Source organism: Pseudoduganella sp. jia 12, assembly GCF_055502675.1.
Genome location: NZ_JBUXKP010000004.1, coordinates 501,932 through 518,477, shown reverse-complemented (window position 1 = coordinate 518,477; position 16,546 = coordinate 501,932). Strand labels below are relative to the sequence as shown.

Genomic DNA, 16,546 nt, shown 5'->3' with positions numbered 1-16,546 from the left:
AGGGTCTCCATTGTTGTGTAGATAAGGTGGATGCATGCTACACCATACAGGAGGCGATGCCAGCACTTTGACGCTGGACAAGCAGGAGGCTTGTCCCTATAATCCTGCCTCCTTCGCAACGAACACCACGAAGGGCGGCGGAAGGCAGTATCGCTGCGGCGGAAAACGAGATGAAACATCAAGCTTTCCAAACCGTAATCAATACTGTAAAATGCCGAACGCTGTTGATTGCGGCTGTAGCTCAGCTGGATAGAGTACTTGGCTACGAACCAAGGGGTCGTGGGTTCGATTCCTGCCAGCCGCACCAGATTTTCGTACCGCAGCCGGAAGGCGGCGGGAGCAGTAAAGTAAGAAGCAGTCTTGGATGACAGGCGTGCGCTCGACATTGCGCTGCTTGTTATACAGTGTCTGTGACAAGTTTTTGCGGCTGTAGCTCAGCTGGATAGAGTACTTGGCTACGAACCAAGGGGTCGTGGGTTCGATTCCTGCCAGCCGCACCAGTTTTACCGATGGATGGAAGTCCGTCGGAGCATGTCGAAATCTGCATGCGAGGGTCGCCTCCCAGCAGTTGAAGCAGTTGAAGCAGTTGAAGTTGTTGAAGAGTTTTGCGGCTGTAGCTCAGCTGGATAGAGTACTTGGCTACGAACCAAGGGGTCGTGGGTTCGATTCCTGCCAGCCGCACCAGTAAATCGAGAGTCGGAGCGATCCGGCTTTTCGGTAGCAGTTGTCGTACCCCCGGAGTGATCCGGGTCGATGGAGGTTTTTGCGGCTGTAGCTCAGCTGGATAGAGTACTTGGCTACGAACCAAGGGGTCGTGGGTTCGATTCCTGCCAGCCGCACCAGAAGTGAAGAAGGGACCGGAGAAATCCGGTCCCTTTTTTCGTTTCCATGTCCGCTTCCGTGTCCGCTTCTCTGTCCTTTTGCGATGGCGGCCCGCCTCGGACGAGCCGCCTGCCACTGTCGAAGGCTAGGCTGCTGCCTGGATGGCTGCCCTTGCCGCAGCCGCCACGACATCCTCGCGCGCATCGGCATCTTTTCCCTCCTGGTGCGTGAAGACCACCACCACCAGCGGCGCCCGGCCCGGCGGATACACGATGCCGATATCGTTGGTGACACCGTAGGCGCCGGTTCCCGTCTTGTCGCCCACCTGCCAGCCCGCCGGCGCCGCGGCGCGGATGCGATTGCCGCCGGTCGTATTCCCCAGCAGCCAGTCCTTCAGCCGCTGGCGCTGCGGTGCCGGCAGCGCATCGCCCACCACCAGTTTTTGCAGCAAGCGGGCCATCGCCCGCGGCGTGGTCGTATCCCGCTCGTCGCCCGGGATGGCGCTGTTGAGCGCCGTTTCCCAGCGATCCAGCCGGAACGCACTGTCGCCAAGGCTGCGCGCGAACGCCGTCAGGCCGGCCGGGCCGCCCAGTTCCTTCATCAGCGCGTTGGCGGCGGTATTGTCGCTGTATTGCACCGTGGCCGCGCACAGCTCGGCCACCGTCATGCCCGTGTCGACGTGCTTGCCCGTGACGGGCGAATGGCTCACCAGATCTGCCTCCGCGTAACGCAGGCGCCGTTCGATGAAACCCGGCTCGCGCGCGTCGCGGTGCAGTGCCTGGGCGGCAAGGATCGCCTTGAACGTGCTGCACATGGGGAAGCGTTCATCGAGGCGGTTGCCGGCGCTCTTGCCGGTGGCGGTGTCGATAATGGCCACGCCGAGGCGGCCCTTCAGGTCGCCTTCGATGGCGGCAAAGCCCGTCGTGGCCGCGCGGACCGGCAGTGAAGCGAAGGGAAGGGTGGCGGCGGCGGCCAGCAGGGTACGGCGGGTGATGGTCATGAGGCTCTCGATGGTGGAAAGTGTCGGGAGCATTGTAGGTGCGCCGGCATGGTGGGCACCATGGCCGGCTGTCACGCCGGCCGGGCATTTCATCCCACCGGGACTGGCTACTGCAGCTTCCTGACGGTGCAGTCCTGGGCCAGCACGCCCATCTTGATGAGCGGGAACTGCGGGCTGCTGCCGACGCGCACCAGGGCGCATTGCAGGCTGCCTTCGATGCGGCCCTGCTTCTCGGCCAGGTGTTCGTATTGTGCCTCGTCGACGGACGGCGCGAACAGCACGTACAGCGGCAGGCGCTTGCCCTGGAAGTCGGTGGTGGCGCCTTGCAGGCCGTTCAGCCCGCCCGTGTCGCCGATATCGCCGATCGCCGCATTCAGGATATTGACGGTCACGTTCTTCTTTTGCTGCACGGTGTTGAATTGCAGCTTGTTCAGGTCGGTAACCTGCGGCGCGGCCGAGGCGGTAAACGCGGCGGCCAGCAGCGGCGCGGCGATCCAGTAGCGGTGAGTCATGTAAAGTCCTTGCTGATCAGAGTTTGACGAGTTCCACGCGCCGGTTGCGCGCGCGGCCATCTTTGGTACGGTTGTCGGCGATCGGCTTGTCGGCGCCGAAGCCGGCCGATTTCAATCGCGCCGCCTCGATGCCCGCGCCCTTCAGCGCAGTCACGATCGTCGCGGCGCGCTGCTCGGACAGCGCCTTGTTGCGTTTCGCATCGCCGCTGTTGTCCGTGTGGCCCTCGACGGAAATCTTCAGGCCGGGATTGTTCCTCAGCAGCCGCACGATTTCTTCGACGGCCGGCTTGCCATCGTCGCGCAGCGCCGCCTTGTCGGTGTCGAAATTGATGTACAGCGCAATGAAGCCCTGCTTGTCGAGGGCCGCCTTCATTTCATCGGCTTTCGTCAGCGCGATCGACTGTTCCATCTGCTTTTCTTCCAGCGTGGTCAGTTCCACCTTCTGGTCCGTGGTCGTCAGGCCGAACCAGATCCGCTTTTCCGGCGTACGGATCAGCCAGGTGGAATACTCGGTATTTGCGCCATAGACGCCGAATTCCTTCCGGATGAACTTTGTTCGTTCCGCTGCATTCTCCGCCGGGAACTCCTTGCTGTAAGGTTTGACCGTATCGACGCGCACGGCGCCAAGTTCCTTCAGCGCATGCTCATAATTGCGCGTGGCGGCCAGCTGGGATAAACCGGCTCTCGAAAGATAATACCAACGACGCGACACGCGGCCCTCGGCCGCATGCCGGGCATTACCCGCGACAAACCAGGCCCGGTCGAAATCCTCGGTCTTGCCGCGGCGTTCGCGTTCGGCCAGCTTTTCCGGCCAGTCCAGGTATGGAAAGGCGGGCAGCGGCTTCGTGCTGACCGGCACGCTGTCGGAATTGAAGGCAGATGCGGCCGCCGTGGCGGCCTTGGCCGTCGCCGCGCCGTGCGCCTGGGCGAGTGGGAAAGATAATACGGCGGCAAGGGAAAGGGAGAGAAACGCGGATTTACGCAAGCTCATGGCCGGAATATCGGGAATGAAAGTCCCGCATTATAAGCAAAAAAACCTAAAAAATGCATAAAATGCAACTTTGCAATAGGCATTGCTTTGTGCAGGTATTCTCTGGATTTCATAGCGATATGCAAGCCACTCATCCGTAATCAGTTCACCTTGCATTCACCATATTGACCGGTGCCCCCTCCACGAAGGCTTCGATATTGCCGATCAACTGGTCGGCAAGCCCCTGCATCGCTTCGTGGCTGGCCCAGGCGTTATGCGGCGTGAGGATGAAATTCGGCAGCCGCAGCTTTAACAGCGCATTGTCGGCGGGCGGCGGTTCCTGCGTGAGCACGTCGAACCCCGCGCCGGCGATCGTGCCCCGCTCCAGCGCGGCGGCCAGCGCCGCTTCATCGACAAGGCCGCCGCGGGCCGTATTGACCAGCAGGGCCGTCCGCTTCATGCGCGCCAGTTCCGCCGCGCCGATCAGGTTGCGCGTCGCATCCGACAGCGGCGCGTGCAGCGACAGCACGTCGGACGTCGCCAGCAGTTCGTCGAAGGTCACGTTCACCACGTCGGCATCCGGCACCGGCGTGCGCGTGTGCACGGCGATCTCCATGCCGAACGCCCTGCCGATCTGCGCCACTTTCCGGCCCAGGGCGCCATAGCCGAACAGGCCGAGGCGGCTGCCGTGCAGGTCGCGGATCGGGTGGTCGAACAGGCAGAAGCGCGGCGCCGTTTCCCACTTGCCCGCTTCCACGTCGGCGCGGTAGGCCACCAGGTTGCGGCGCAGTGCGAGGATCAGCGCGAAGGTGTGTTCGGGCACCGCCGCATACGCGTAGTCGCGGATGTTCGATACCACGATGCCGCGTTCGCGTGCGGCCTGCAGGTCGACGATGTCGGTGCCGGTGGCGGCCACCGCGATCAACTTGAGGTTCGGCAGCCGGGCCAGCGTGTCGGCACGCAGCGGCACCTTGTTCGTGATCGCGATCGTGGCGTGCTGCAGCCGTTCGCCCGCTTGCGCGGCCGTGGTGGCGGGGTATTCGGTCCACGTATGGTCGAAGGCCGGGCGGCGCACATTGGCGATCACGCTGTCGCGGTCGAGGAAAACGATGTGGTGGGTGACGGTGTGTCGGTCGGAATTCAAGCAGCCTCCGGTAATGATTGGTGGGGCGTGCGCAGGCGCATGCCCGGGTGGTTGGCAAACAGTTCGGCGACCCATTCGACGAACACGCGCACCTTCGCGGACAGGTGGCGGTTCTGCGGGTAGACGATGTGGATCGGCAGCGCGTCGGTGGTCCAGTCGGGCAGCACCTGCACCATGCGGCCTTCGCGCACGTGCTGCAGCAGCAGGTAATCCGTCATCTGGATGACGCCCAGGCCGGCCAGCCCCGCCTGCACGTAGGCGTTCGAGTCGTTCAGCGCGATCACGCCGGGCATCGGCACCTGGATGCGCTCGCCATCCTTCGTGAAATCCCAGTCGTAGATCTTGCCAGTCTTGGCGGAAAAATAGTTCACGCAGCGGTGCCGTTCCAGGTCGCGCGGATGCTGCGGTGTGCCGTACTTCGCGATGTACGAGGGGGCCGCGCAGGTGACGAAGTTGACGATGCCGATGCGCCGCGCGATCAGCGTGGAATCGCCCAGCGCGCCACCGCGCACGGCGCAGTCGACACCTTCCTCGATCAGGTCCACGGGGCGGTCCGAGCTCCCCAGTTCCAGCTGGATGTCCGGATAGCGCTCGAAGAACGCGGGCAGGGCGGGCACGAGGACCTCGCCAGCCAGGCCGGTCGGCGATTCCACCCGCAGCCGGCCGCTTGGCGACAGGCGGGTGCGCGACAGCGACTCCTCGGCATCCTTCACGTCGGACAGGATGCGCAGGCAGCGCTCGTAATAGGCCGCGCCATCGGCCGTGACGCTGACCTGGCGCGTGGTCCGGTGCAGCAATTTAACTGAAAGTGACGCTTCGAGCTGCTGGATCAGGGTGGACACCGTGGCTTTCGGCAACTGCATCAGGTCGGCTGCACGCGAAAAGCCGCCCGCATCCACGACCTGCACGAAAACTTCCATCGCCTGTAGTTTGTTCATTCCACCCTCCACCTGTGCCCCGTCATTGCACGGCAAGATCCGGAGTGCTGTTCCGTCACGAACCTGTCATTGTTCGGATCCATGAACAATCAATTCGTCATTGCCGTATTTATCAGATTGTAGATCAAGCCTATGATTACTGCACTGCATCATAGAAACGCTGCCACTGGCAGTCTCAGCAAGGAAAGCAATCATGGAACTGCGCAACCTTCTCATCATCGTGGCCCTGGCGCTGTATGCGCTGGCCATGGCCGGCATCGTCAGCACGGATGCCTACTCGCAGGCGGCGGGTACCGAGGCGCGCGGCCTGCATGCGCTGATGGCGGAAGTGCGTGCGACCGCGCATGATCCGCTGCTGGCCGAAGCGCCACGCGGAGCCTCCCGATGAGTGGCTCGCAGCACAACGCGCTGCAGCAAGTCGCGCCGGTGGCGGACGATATCGTGCTGCGCGACCTGGAAGTGCAGGGTGCCGAAGGGCCACTCCCGGCGCGGCTCTACCTGGCCGGCGCCGCCAGCGCGAAGCGTGAAACGCTCGTGGTGTTTTTCCATGGCGGCGGCTTCGTGGGCGGCTCGATCGACGAGGCGGACGATTTCCTGTCGCACCTCGTCAGCGGCGACCGCAGCCAGGTGGCCTTGTCGGCCGGCTACACGCTGGCCTGCGTGAAACCGTTCCCCGCCGCCGTCGAGGATGCGCACGCGCTCCTGTTGTGGGCGAAGAAGAACAAGTCGAAGCTGTCGTGGAACGGCAAGCGCCTCGTCGTGGCCGGTATCGAGGCCGGTGCGAACCTGGCGGCCGTGGTGTCGCTGATGTCGCGCGACCGCGGCGGACCGCCGCTGGCCGGCCAGGTGCTCATCATGCCGATGCTCGATCCGGCATTGTCCACGTGCTCGATGCGCGAAGTGCCGGTGTGCCGCGACAAGGCGGCCGTCATCGACAAGGTGGCCGATACCTGCGCGGCCGGTTACCGCGGCTACCTGCCGAACGCGGCCGACCGCAGCCATCCGTATGCATCGCCGCTGCAATCGTCGCGCCTGAAGAACCTGCCGCCGGCGTTGATCCTGTCCGCCGAGGACGACCCGTTACGCGACGAAGCTGAACAATACGGGGCAAAACTCATCAAGTGCGGCATCACCACCACGGTGAAACGCCTGCCCCCCGCGCCGCTCGAACAACCCGGTGGGCGCAACGATTGTGCCTGCGTCTTTGCACTGACCGAAATTGTCGCGTTCATTCGCGGCGCCGATGGGGTGGAGCCCCCACCAGCCTCTTAGATAAATAAATAAAAACGTTTACTTATCGTCAGGCTGGCGATATAGTCGAACGACCGATTTCCTGTAACCAAAAGTAAAACGCGCCCATGAGGCGTGGTGGCACCGCTTTTTCTCTCGAACTAGGCGAGTGAAAATCGGCAACGCTAGGTTATTAATATTTTTCATACAAAAAGGGGTTAACAATGAAAAACACGAATCCACTGTCATCATGGACGCGGCCGGCACTTGCCAGGGTCGTCATGGCCCTGGCTGCGGCCGGCGTTGCCGTCACGCTGGCCGGCTGCGAAGATGCCAACAGCAAGGCTGCCGAGGCATCCGCACCGGCCGCCGGCGGCCCGCCCATTTCCGCGGCGCTCGTCATCGAAAAGCAGATCACGGAAACGCAGGAATTTTCCGGCCGGCTCGAAGCGATCGACCATGTGGACATCCGCTCGCGCGTGTCCGGCTTCATCACCGAGGTGAACTTCAAGCCGGGCAGCGAAGTGAAGAAGGGCGACGTGCTGTTCGTGATCGACCCCCGCCCGTACCAGGCCGAGGCGGACCGCGCCGAAGCGGCGGCCAACTCGGCCCGCGCCCGCGCCGAACTCGCCCGCCTGGAACTGACCCGCGCCGAGAAGCTGCTGGCCGACAAGGCCATTGCGCAGCGCGAGTTCGATGAGCGCGCATCGGGCCAGAAGGAACTGGAGGCGGCCGCCCGCGCGGCACAGGCCCAGTATGCGGCGGCAAAGCTGAACCTGTCGTACACGAAGGTCACGTCGCCGATCAATGGCCGCGTCTCGAAAGCCGAAATCACATTGGGCAACCTGGTGGACGCGTCGGCGGTGCTGACCTCCGTCGTTTCGCTCGACAAGATCTACGCGAGCTTCGATGGCGACGAAGACACCTACCTGCGCGTGGGCACGCAAAACCACAAGGGCGAGCCGGTCGTGGTGAAGGTGGGCCTGGCCAACGAGGAAGGCTTCCCGCACGAAGGCAAGCTGGAATTCGTCGACAACCAGCTCGACACGCAGACGGGCTCCGTGCGCATGCGCGCCACCTTCGACAACAAGGACCGCGCCCTGGTGCCGGGCCTGTTCGCCCGCGTGCAGCTGGGTGGCGGCAACGCGGCCAGCAACGCGGTGCTGATCAACGACCGCGCCGTGGGCACGGACCAGAACCGCAAGTTCGTGTTCGTGATCGGTGCCGACAACAAGGCCGAGTACCGCGCCGTGAAACTGGGGCCGACCATCGATGGCCTGCGCGTGGTGAAGGAAGGCCTGAAGCCCAACGAAAAGATCGTCGTCAACGGCCTGCAGCGCGTGCGCCCCGGTGCACCCGTGTCGCCACAGATCGTGCCGATGGATGCCACGGTGGCCAAGGCCCAGGAAAACAAGAAGGGCGCCGACGTCGCCGCGCTGTAAGCGTCGACCCTCGCACAAGAACAAGGAATAGCCATGAACTTCTCACGCTTTTTCGTCGACAAACCGATCTTCGCGGCCGTGCTGTCGATCATCGTGTTCGTCGCCGGCCTGATTTCCATCTTCAAGCTGCCCATCTCCGAATACCCGGACGTGGTCCCGCCTTCCGTCGTGGTGCGTGCCCAGTATCCGGGCGCGGATCCGAAGATCATCGCCGAAACGGTGGCCGCACCGCTCGAGGAACAGATCAACGGCGTTGAAAACATGCTGTACATGTCGTCGCAGAACACCAGCGACGGCGCCCTGCAGCTGACCGTGACCTTCGCGATCGGCACCAACGTCGAGCAGGCCGAGACGGCCGTGCAAAACCGCGTGCAGCGTGCGCTGCCGCGCCTGCCGGAAGAGGTGCGCCAGATCGGCGTGACCACCGTCAAGTCGTCGCCGAACCTGACGATGGTGGTCCACCTGAATTCGCCGGATGGCCGTTACGACGACCTGTACCTGCGCAATTACGCGGTGCTGAACATCAAGGACCAGCTGGCCCGCATCAAGGGCATGGGCGACGTGCAGCTGTTCGGCTCCGGCGACTACGCGATGCGCATCTGGCTCGATCCGCAAAAGGTGGCGGCGCGCGGCCTGACCGCGGGCGACGTCGTCGATGCGGTCCGCGAGCAGAACGTGCAGGTGGCGGCCGGCGTCATCGGCCAGGGCCCGTCCAAGGATGCCGACTTCCAGCTCACCGTGAAGACGCAGGGCCGCCTGTCGACGGTCGAGGAATTCGGCGACATCGTCGTCAAGACCAATGCCGACGGCGCCGTCACGCGCCTGTCGGACCTGGCACGCCTGGAAATGGGCTCGAACTCCTATGCGCTGCGTTCGCTGCTGAACAACAAGTCGGCAGTGGCGATCCCCATCTTCGAGGCACCCAACGCCAATGCGCTGCAACTGTCAACGGACGTGCGGGCAACGATGGAACGGCTGTCGAAAGATTTCCCGGAAGGCGTCGAATACAGCATCGTGTACGACCCGACCCAGTTCGTGCGCGAGTCGATCGACTCCGTGATCCACACGCTGATCGAGGCGGTGATCCTGGTTGCCCTGGTGGTGATCATCTTCCTGCAGACGTGGCGCGCCTCCATCATTCCGCTGCTGGCCGTGCCGGTCTCGGTGGTGGGTACCTTCGCCGTGATGATGATGTTCGGCTTCTCGATCAACACGCTGTCGCTGTTCGGCCTCGTGCTGGCGATCGGCATCGTGGTCGACGATGCGATCGTGGTGGTGGAAAACGTCGAGCGCAATATCGAGAACGGCCTGACCCCGCGCGATGCGACGATCCAGGCCATGAAGGAAGTGTCTGGCCCCATCATCGCGATCGCGCTGGTGCTGTGCGCCGTGTTCGTGCCGATCGCGTTCGTGTCCGGGCTGACGGGCCAGTTCTACCGCCAGTTCGCGCTGACCATCGCCATTTCGACCGTGATCTCCGCGTTCTCGTCGCTGACGCTGGCGCCGGCTTTGTCCGCCGCGCTGCTGAAGGGCCACCATGAACCGAAGGACGTGCTGACGCGTGGCATGGACAAGGTATTCGGCGGTTTCTTCCGCGTGTTCAACAAGTTCTTCAACAAGTCCGCCCACAAGTACGAGCATGGCGTGAAGGGCGTGCTGCGCCACAAGGGCGCGTCGCTGGTCGTGTACGCGCTGCTGGGTGCCGCCGGCCTGTTCATGTTCAAGGCCGTGCCGCCGGGCTTCGTGCCGGCGCAGGACAAGCAGTACCTGATCGGTTTCGCGCAATTGCCGGACGCCGCCTCGCTGGACCGCACCGATGAAGTGATCCGCAAGATGTCGAAGATCGCGGAAGACATCCCCGGCGTGGAAAACTCGATCTCGTTCCCGGGCCTGTCGATCAACGGCTTCACCAACGCACCGAACGCGGGCATCGTGTTCCTGGGACTGGAGCCGTTCGACAAGCGCAAGGACAAGTCGCTGTCCGCCGAGGCGATCGCCGGCGAGATGAACAAGCGCATGGGCGCCGTGCAGGATGCGTTCGTGATGGTGCTGCCGCCGCCGCCGGTCAATGGCCTGGGTACCACGGGCGGCTTCAAGCTGATGATCGAAGACCGGGGCAACCTGGGCTACGACGAGCTGTTCAAGGCGGTGCAGGCCGTGCAGGCCAAGGCGGCGCAGGAACCGCGGCTGCAGGGCGTATTCTCCGGCTACCAGATCAACGTGCCGCAACTGTTCGCCGACGTCGACCGCGTAAAAGCCAAGCAGCTGGGCGTGCCGCTGCAGACGATCTACCAGACCTTGCAGATCAACCTCGGCTCGCTGTACGTGAACGACTTCAACCAGTTCGGCCGCACCTACCAGGTGCGCGTGCAGGCCGACGCGCAGTTCCGTTCGCAGCCCGAGCAGATCGCGCAGCTGAAGGTGAAGAACGACAAGGGCGAGATGATCCCGCTGTCGTCGCTGATGCGCGTGAAGGATACGTATGGCCCGGACCGCGTGCAGCGCTACAACAACTACGTGGCGGCTGACCTGAACGGCGGCCCGGCAGCGGGCGTGTCGTCCGGCCAGGCGCAGGCGATCATGGACGAGATCCTGCGTGACACGCTGCCGAAGGGGATCGCTTATGAATGGACCGACCTGACGTACCAGGACATCATCGCCGGCAACACGATGATCTATGTGTTCCCCCTGTGCGTGCTGCTCGTGTTCCTCGTGCTCGCCGCGCAGTACGAAAGCTGGACGCTGCCGCTGGCCGTGATCCTGATCGTGCCGATGTCGATCCTGTGCGCCCTGGTGGGGGTGAAGCTGACCGGGGGCGACAACAACATCTTTACCCAGATCGCGCTGTTCGTGCTGGTCGGTCTCGCGTCGAAGAACGCGATCCTGATCGTGGAATTTGCGCGGGAGCTGGAAGATCACGGGCGCAGCGTCGTCGACGCCGCACTGGAGGCTTGCCGCCTGCGTCTGCGCCCCATCCTCATGACGTCGATCGCATTCATCATGGGCGTGCTGCCGCTGGTGTTCTCCAGTGGCGCGGGCGCCGAGATGCGCCATGCGATGGGTGTCGCCGTGTTTGCCGGCATGCTGGGCGTCACGTTCTTCGGCCTGTTCCTCACGCCGGTGTTCTACGTGCTGCTGCGCACGCTGGCCAAGCGCATGGAAAAGAAAAACACGCCGGTCCACGAAGAAGGCGTATCGCTGGTGAAAATGGAAGGAACCCACGGATGAACAACCTGATGACCAAATTGACTGCGCGGGGCCTGGCCCCGCTGGTGGCAGCCCTGGTCTTGACCGCCTGCGCCGCGCCGGAATTCAAGCAGCCCGCCGTCGACGTGCCGGTGGCGTTCAAGGAAACCCAGTCCGCAGCGCAGCCTGCCGATGCTGTGAAAGTGGCCGCCGACGGCACGCGCTGGAAGGAGGCGCAGCCGGCCGAGCAGCAGCCGCGCGGCGAGTGGTGGCTGGCCTTCAACGACGCGGGCCTCAATGAACTGATGGCCGAGGCCACGCGCAGCAACGCCAACCTGGCCGTGGCCGCCGCCCGCGTCAAGCAGGCCAGGGCCATCGCCGGGATCGCCGAAGCGGACCGCATTCCGCAGGTGGGCGTGGGCGTCGGTGCGAACCGTGGCCGCCTGTCGCCGCGGGAGTCCGGCCTGCCGCAGGGAACGGACGTGGCGCCGTCGACGAACTACAGTGCCCGGTTGACGGCCAGCTATGAAGTGGACCTGTTCGGCCGCGTGTCGTCGAACGTGGCGGCGGCGCGCAATGACGCGGCAACGGTCGAAGCGAATTACCGCTCCGTGCTGCTGGCGCTGCAGGCCGACGTGGCCCAGACCTGGTTCCGGCTGCGCGCCACGGACGCCGAACTGGTAACCCTGGACCAGACGGTCCGGCTGCGCGAAGAGAACGTCAAGGTCAACCAGCGCCGCTTCGACCTGGGCGACATCGGCGAGTTCGATCTGTCGCGCGCCAAGACGGAACTGGCCACGTCGCGCGCCGAGGCGATCGGCCTGCAGCGGCAGCGCACGAACGCCGAGCATGCGCTGGCCGTGCTGCTGGGCCGCCCGGCGGCATCGTTCGCCGCCGGCGTCAATCCGCTGTCCGACGTTGGCGCACTGCCGGCCATCCCGGGCGGCCTGCCATCGTCGCTGCTCGAGCGCCGGCCGGACATCGCCGCCGCCCAGCGCGCGATGGAGGCGTCGAACGCCCGCATCGGCGTGGCCCGCTCGGCGATGTTCCCGGCGCTGACCATCAGTGCTGACGGCGGCGGCGTGGGCCCGGCATTTGCCGACGTGTTCCGCTGGTCCAGCCGCTCCTGGCTGCTGGGCGCGCTGCTGTCGATGCCCGTCATCGACGGCGGCCGCAACCGCGCCAACATCACCCGCAGCGAGGCGGTGCTGGAGGAATCCGTCGGTACGTACCGGCAGACCGTGCTGACCGCGTTCGCCGAAGTGGAAGACAACCTGGCCGGCTTGCGCATCCTGTCCGGCCAGACGGCACAGATCGACGACGCCGTTGTCTCCGCCCGCCGCTCGGCCGACCTGGCGCAGAAGCTGTACGACGCCGGCCGCTCCAGCTACCTGGAGCTGCTGGACGCCCAGCGCAACCTCGCCGCCGTCGAACGCACCGCCGTGCAACTGCGCGGCGACCGCGCCATCACCACGGTCGCCCTGATCCGCGCCCTCGGCGGCGGCTGGGACACGCCCGTCAACAGCGCGCAAGCGAGCAACTAAGACCCTTAGCGTTGTCCTTCACGGCGGCCCCCACCCCGGGCCGCCGTTTTTTTATCCGCACTCCCGAGCTGGCAAACGCCACGACCACAAAACACCAGGCAATATTTCTTCGCTATCATGCGGCGGTCGAAACGCCAGGAGGCCTCGTGATCACCAGCGCATTGCTCAGCAGTATTCCTAATGTCATCCATGGTTTCGGGACGCAGGCCGAACTCGTGCCGCGGGTCTTGCAGCCGGTCTGGGAGCTGCGCCCGCAAAAGAAGCAGGTGCACGGCACGCGGGCGGTGCGGATCGTCGAAGAGCGCCAGCGCGTGGGCGAGGCGGATGCTTTCCATACGGAACAGCCGGGCATGCCGGTGTCGGTCATCACGGCCGACTGCGTGCCGCTGCTGCTGGCGCGCCGCGATGGCGGCCATGTCGCGGCGGTGCACGCGGGATGGCGCGGGCTTGCCGACGGCATCGTTCCGCGGGTGCTCGATGAGCTGGGAGCGGGGGAGGGCTGGGTGGCGGCGGTGGGGCCGACGATCTGCGCGGCGTGCTATGAAGTGAGCGAAGACCTGGCGCAGCGGTTCGCGCAGCAGTTCGAGGCCATCCCGGCCGGGGAACTGCTGCCGCGCCACCGCCATCTGGACCTGCGCGTGGTCGCCGATCACCAGCTGCGCCAGGCGGGGATCACGGCGATCGACCAAGTGGGCGGCTGCACCTGTTGCGCGCGCGATGGCGCCGGCAACCTGGTCTTCCGCAGCTATCGGCGCGGCGACCGCAACTCGCAGCAGCACGCCGGCCTGGTCATCGTGGGATGAATTCCCCGCTCTGCGGGTTGGCAGCGATGGCCTGGCGAACAGCCGGCACCTAGAATGGTTCCCGTCCAATCACCACCAACGGGAAATACCATGCAGAAGACCTTCATCGCCGCAGCATTGCTTGCCATGGCAGTGCCGGCGCACGCCGCCGACTGGGATGCACCGCAGGAGCCGTTCGCCCTGTACGGCAATTCGTATTACGTCGGCCCGCATGGCGTCGGCGCCGTGCTGGTCACGTCGCCCGCCGGCCACATCCTCATCGATGCCGGGACGCCGAAATCGCCTGCGGCGATCGCGGCCAGCATCCGCAAGCTCGGCTTCAAGGTCGAGGACGTGAAGTACATCCTCACCTCGCACGAGCATCACGACCACGTGGGCGGCGCCGCCGCGCTGCAGGAGATGACGGGGGCCACCGTCGTCGGCAGCGTGAAGAGCGCGAAAGTGCTGGCCAGCGGCAAGCCCGCCCCGGCGGACCCCCAATATGGCAGCCTGTTCGACATGGTCCCTGTCGCGAAGACGCGCGCGGTACGCGACGGCGAAGTGATCACGCTCGGCCCGCTGGCGATTACCGCGCACGACACGCCGGGCCACACGCCGGGCGGCCTGTCGTGGACGTGGCAATCGGTCGAGAACGGCCGCACGGCGAACATGGTCTATGCCGACAGCCTGAACGCGTTCGGCGTGAACGGCTTCCGCTTTGGCGGCGACAAGCGATGGCCGGAAGCGAAGGCGCAGCTCGAAGCGTCGATCGCGAAGGTCGCCGCGTTCAAATGCGACGTGCTGGTTTCCGCCCACCCGGAATTCGCCGGGCTCTGGGAGCGCAAGGAAAAGGCCGCGCAGCTCGGCAACGCGGCCTTCATCGATCCCGACGCGTGCCGCAACTATGCAGACCTGGGCAGCAAGCGGCTGGCCAAACAGCTGAAGGAAGAAGCGCCGTTGTAGCCGGCCCTCAAGCCTTCAGGTAGCCATGCCGGCGCGAGTCCGGCATGATCCACGACGCGGCCAGCGCGATCGCGCAGATAATGGCCACATACCAGAAGAACGCGCTCTCGTGCCCCTGCGACTTGAACAGCAGGGCCACGTATTCGGCGGTGCCGCCAAAGGCGGCGTTGCCGATGGCGTACGACAGGCCGACGGCCAGCGCGCGGATCTCCGGCGGGAACATCTCGGCCTTGACGATGCCGCTGATCGACGTGTAGAAGCTCACGCACACCAGCGCCGCCAGCACGAGGGCGAAGGCCTGCACCGGCGACTGCACCTGCCCGATGGCCGTCAGCAGCGGTACCGTGGCGAGCGTCGTCAGCGAGCCGAAGATGATCATCATCGTGCGCCGGCCGATCCGGTCCGACAGCGCGCCGAAGGCGGGCTGGATCAGCATGAAGCAGAACAGCACGGCCGTCATCACCAGCGTGGCCGTCTCGGCATTCATGTGCGCCGTGTTGACGAGGTATTTCTGCATGTACGTGGTGTACGTGTAGAACGCCAGCGAGCCGCCGGCCGTGTAGCCCAGCACCGTCAACAGCGCGCGCGGGTGTTCCAGCACGCCGCGGATGGTGCCGGCCTTTTCGCTCTTGCTTGCCTCGGTCGCCGTTTCCACCAGGGCGCGCCGCAGGAACAGCGCCACCAGCGCGGCGGCGGCGCCGATGAAGAACGGGATGCGCCAGCCCCAGGCCCGCATCTCGTCGGGCGTGAGGAATTGCAGCAGCGCGACTAGCACGAGCGTGGCGAGCAGCTGGCCGCCGATCAGCGTCACGTACTGGAACGAGGCATAGAAGCCGCGCTTGCCGGATACCGCCACCTCGCTCATGTAGGTGGCGCTGGTGCCGTACTCGCCGCCCACCGACAGGCCCTGGATCAGCCGCGCCAGCAGCAACAGGAACGGCGCCCAGTAGCCGATGCTGGCATAGGTGGGCAGCAGGCCCACCATCAGGGAGCCGAAGCACATCAGCAGCACGGAGGCCATCATCGACGTGCGCCGGCCCAGCCGGTCGGCGATGCGCCCGAACAGCCAGCCGCCGAGCGGGCGCATGAAGAAGCCCACGGCAAAGATGCCGGCGGTGTTGAGCAGCTGCGACGTGGCGTCGCCTTTCGGGAAGAACGCCGCGGCGAAGTACAGCGACGTGAACGAATACGCATAGAAGTCGTACCACTCGACGAGGTTGCCGGACGAGGCACCGACGATGGCTACGATGGGGTTGTGGATTTTGTGGTCGCTCATGATCAAACCTGGTTCAACAAACGGTTGTCATGATAGCGGTCGCATCGGGAGGAAGCGCGCCCGATTGGCGGAGGCCGTACCCTGGAGAACGGGAGGGCAAAAAAAACCCGCGCACGTGGCGCGGGCAAGGGAGCCGGTATTGTTATGTGCTCTGGTGCGTGCTGTGACGCGGTTATACGCCGTTATATGCTCTGAGAGTAGCTACGGTTATCACTTCGTTTGCGGGGCGTGCGTCAGGCTGTCATGCGCATCTTCCCTGGCTTCGGCCTTTGCCTTGGCGGCTTTTTCAGTGGCCTTGGCCTTTTTTTCCTTGGCATCCGCCTTGGCTTCGGCAACGTCCTTCTTCGCCTCGGCCTTTTCCTTCGCGACCTTGGCGTCGGCCTTCGCCGTTTCCTTGGCCGCCTTGGCATCGGCCTTGGCGACTTCCTTCTGTTCTTTCGCCGCTTCTTTTGCATGCGCCGCTTCGGCGTGCGCTGCGGCGGCCGGCGACGTAGCCGGTGCGGTGGACTGGGCCATTGCGGCGCCGGCGAACAGGCCCGCGATCAGGGTGGCGGCGACTTGGGTAACGATTGCTTTTTTCATGGCGAAGTCCTTTTCGGTTGTCTTGCGTAGTAATCCAACTTGGTCCAACTCATCGCTATGACACGCTGCACATCGGTGTCACTGGGCAGAAAACGCCAGCCTCCCCGCATGGGTTGACTGTCTTTACATCTGTTACAAGTCAGGGCCTTCCACCG

14 protein-coding genes and 4 tRNA genes are annotated in these 16,546 nt (G+C 64.7%); 11 read left to right on the top strand and 7 right to left on the bottom strand.

What is annotated here, in order from left to right; genetic code table 11:
• Positions 1-230 precede the first annotated feature (230 nt).
• From ACY65G_RS11570 to ACY65G_RS11555, 4 genes are all read left to right on the top strand, one after another.
• Positions 231-307: transfer RNA gene (locus tag ACY65G_RS11570), tRNA-Arg, on the top strand.
• Positions 308-423: 116 nt separating this feature from the next.
• Positions 424-500: transfer RNA gene (locus ACY65G_RS11565), tRNA-Arg, on the top strand.
• A gap of 107 nt (positions 501-607) precedes the next feature.
• Positions 608-684: transfer RNA gene (locus ACY65G_RS11560), tRNA-Arg, on the top strand.
• Positions 685-765: 81 nt separating this feature from the next.
• Positions 766-842: transfer RNA gene (locus tag ACY65G_RS11555), tRNA-Arg, on the top strand.
• A 125-nt stretch (positions 843-967) separates the two neighbouring features.
• Here ACY65G_RS11555 and bla (ACY65G_RS11550) read toward each other — a convergent pair.
• The 5 genes from bla (ACY65G_RS11550) to ACY65G_RS11530 form a co-directional block, all read right to left on the bottom strand.
• Entirely contained in the window at positions 968-1,822 is an 855-nt protein-coding gene (gene bla, locus ACY65G_RS11550) for a class A beta-lactamase (RefSeq protein ID WP_464997494.1), read from the bottom strand.
• A gap of 107 nt (positions 1,823-1,929) precedes the next feature.
• Complete coding sequence (locus ACY65G_RS11545) at positions 1,930-2,334, bottom strand: hypothetical protein (RefSeq protein WP_464997493.1); 405 nt, start codon at positions 2,332-2,334, stop codon at positions 1,930-1,932.
• A 16-nt stretch (positions 2,335-2,350) separates the two neighbouring features.
• Positions 2,351-3,325: an OmpA family protein gene (locus ACY65G_RS11540; protein ID WP_464997492.1), complete on the bottom strand. Its 975-nt coding sequence runs from the start codon at positions 3,323-3,325 to the stop codon at positions 2,351-2,353.
• A gap of 145 nt (positions 3,326-3,470) precedes the next feature.
• Complete coding sequence (locus ACY65G_RS11535) at positions 3,471-4,448, bottom strand: D-2-hydroxyacid dehydrogenase (RefSeq protein WP_464997491.1); 978 nt, start codon at positions 4,446-4,448, stop codon at positions 3,471-3,473.
• Positions 4,445-5,386, bottom strand: coding sequence for a LysR family transcriptional regulator (locus ACY65G_RS11530; RefSeq protein ID WP_464997490.1), 942 nt, complete (start codon positions 5,384-5,386; stop codon positions 4,445-4,447). The genes ACY65G_RS11535 and ACY65G_RS11530 overlap by 4 nt, the downstream gene beginning before the upstream one ends.
• Before the next feature lie 193 nt (positions 5,387-5,579).
• Between ACY65G_RS11530 and ACY65G_RS11525 the strand changes: the two genes are divergently transcribed.
• From ACY65G_RS11525 to bla (ACY65G_RS11495), 7 genes are all read left to right on the top strand, one after another.
• On the top strand, positions 5,580-5,774 hold the full coding sequence (locus ACY65G_RS11525) for a hypothetical protein (protein WP_464997489.1): 195 nt from the start codon (positions 5,580-5,582) through the stop codon (positions 5,772-5,774).
• Complete coding sequence (locus tag ACY65G_RS11520) at positions 5,771-6,658, top strand: alpha/beta hydrolase (RefSeq protein WP_464997488.1); 888 nt, start codon at positions 5,771-5,773, stop codon at positions 6,656-6,658. The genes ACY65G_RS11525 and ACY65G_RS11520 overlap by 4 nt, the downstream gene beginning before the upstream one ends.
• Positions 6,659-6,840: 182 nt before the next feature.
• Complete coding sequence (locus ACY65G_RS11515) at positions 6,841-8,058, top strand: efflux RND transporter periplasmic adaptor subunit (RefSeq protein WP_464997487.1); 1,218 nt, start codon at positions 6,841-6,843, stop codon at positions 8,056-8,058.
• Positions 8,059-8,091: 33 nt separating this feature from the next.
• Positions 8,092-11,286, top strand: coding sequence for an efflux RND transporter permease subunit (locus tag ACY65G_RS11510; RefSeq protein ID WP_464997486.1), 3,195 nt, complete (start codon positions 8,092-8,094; stop codon positions 11,284-11,286).
• 8 nt (positions 11,287-11,294) lie between these two features.
• Positions 11,295-12,788, top strand: coding sequence for an efflux transporter outer membrane subunit (locus ACY65G_RS11505; protein ID WP_464997485.1), 1,494 nt, complete (start codon positions 11,295-11,297; stop codon positions 12,786-12,788).
• A 146-nt stretch (positions 12,789-12,934) separates the two neighbouring features.
• Positions 12,935-13,591 (top strand): purine nucleoside phosphorylase YfiH/LACC1 family protein, encoded by a 657-nt coding sequence (locus ACY65G_RS11500; protein ID WP_464997484.1) that lies wholly within the window; start codon positions 12,935-12,937, stop codon positions 13,589-13,591.
• Positions 13,592-13,681: 90 nt separating this feature from the next.
• Positions 13,682-14,533, top strand: a complete 852-nt coding sequence (bla, locus tag ACY65G_RS11495; RefSeq protein WP_464997483.1) for a subclass B3 metallo-beta-lactamase — start codon at positions 13,682-13,684, stop codon at positions 14,531-14,533.
• A gap of 7 nt (positions 14,534-14,540) precedes the next feature.
• On the opposite strand, the gene ACY65G_RS11490 is transcribed toward bla (ACY65G_RS11495), so the two are convergent.
• Both ACY65G_RS11490 and ACY65G_RS11485 read right to left on the bottom strand, forming a co-directional pair.
• Entirely contained in the window at positions 14,541-15,809 is a 1,269-nt protein-coding gene (locus tag ACY65G_RS11490) for an MFS family transporter (protein WP_464997482.1), read from the bottom strand.
• A 210-nt stretch (positions 15,810-16,019) separates the two neighbouring features.
• Positions 16,020-16,391 carry a hypothetical protein gene (locus ACY65G_RS11485; protein WP_464997481.1) on the bottom strand — a complete coding sequence of 124 codons (372 nt, stop codon included), beginning with the start codon at positions 16,389-16,391 and terminating at the stop codon, positions 16,020-16,022.
• Between the last annotated feature and the right edge of the window lie 155 nt (positions 16,392-16,546).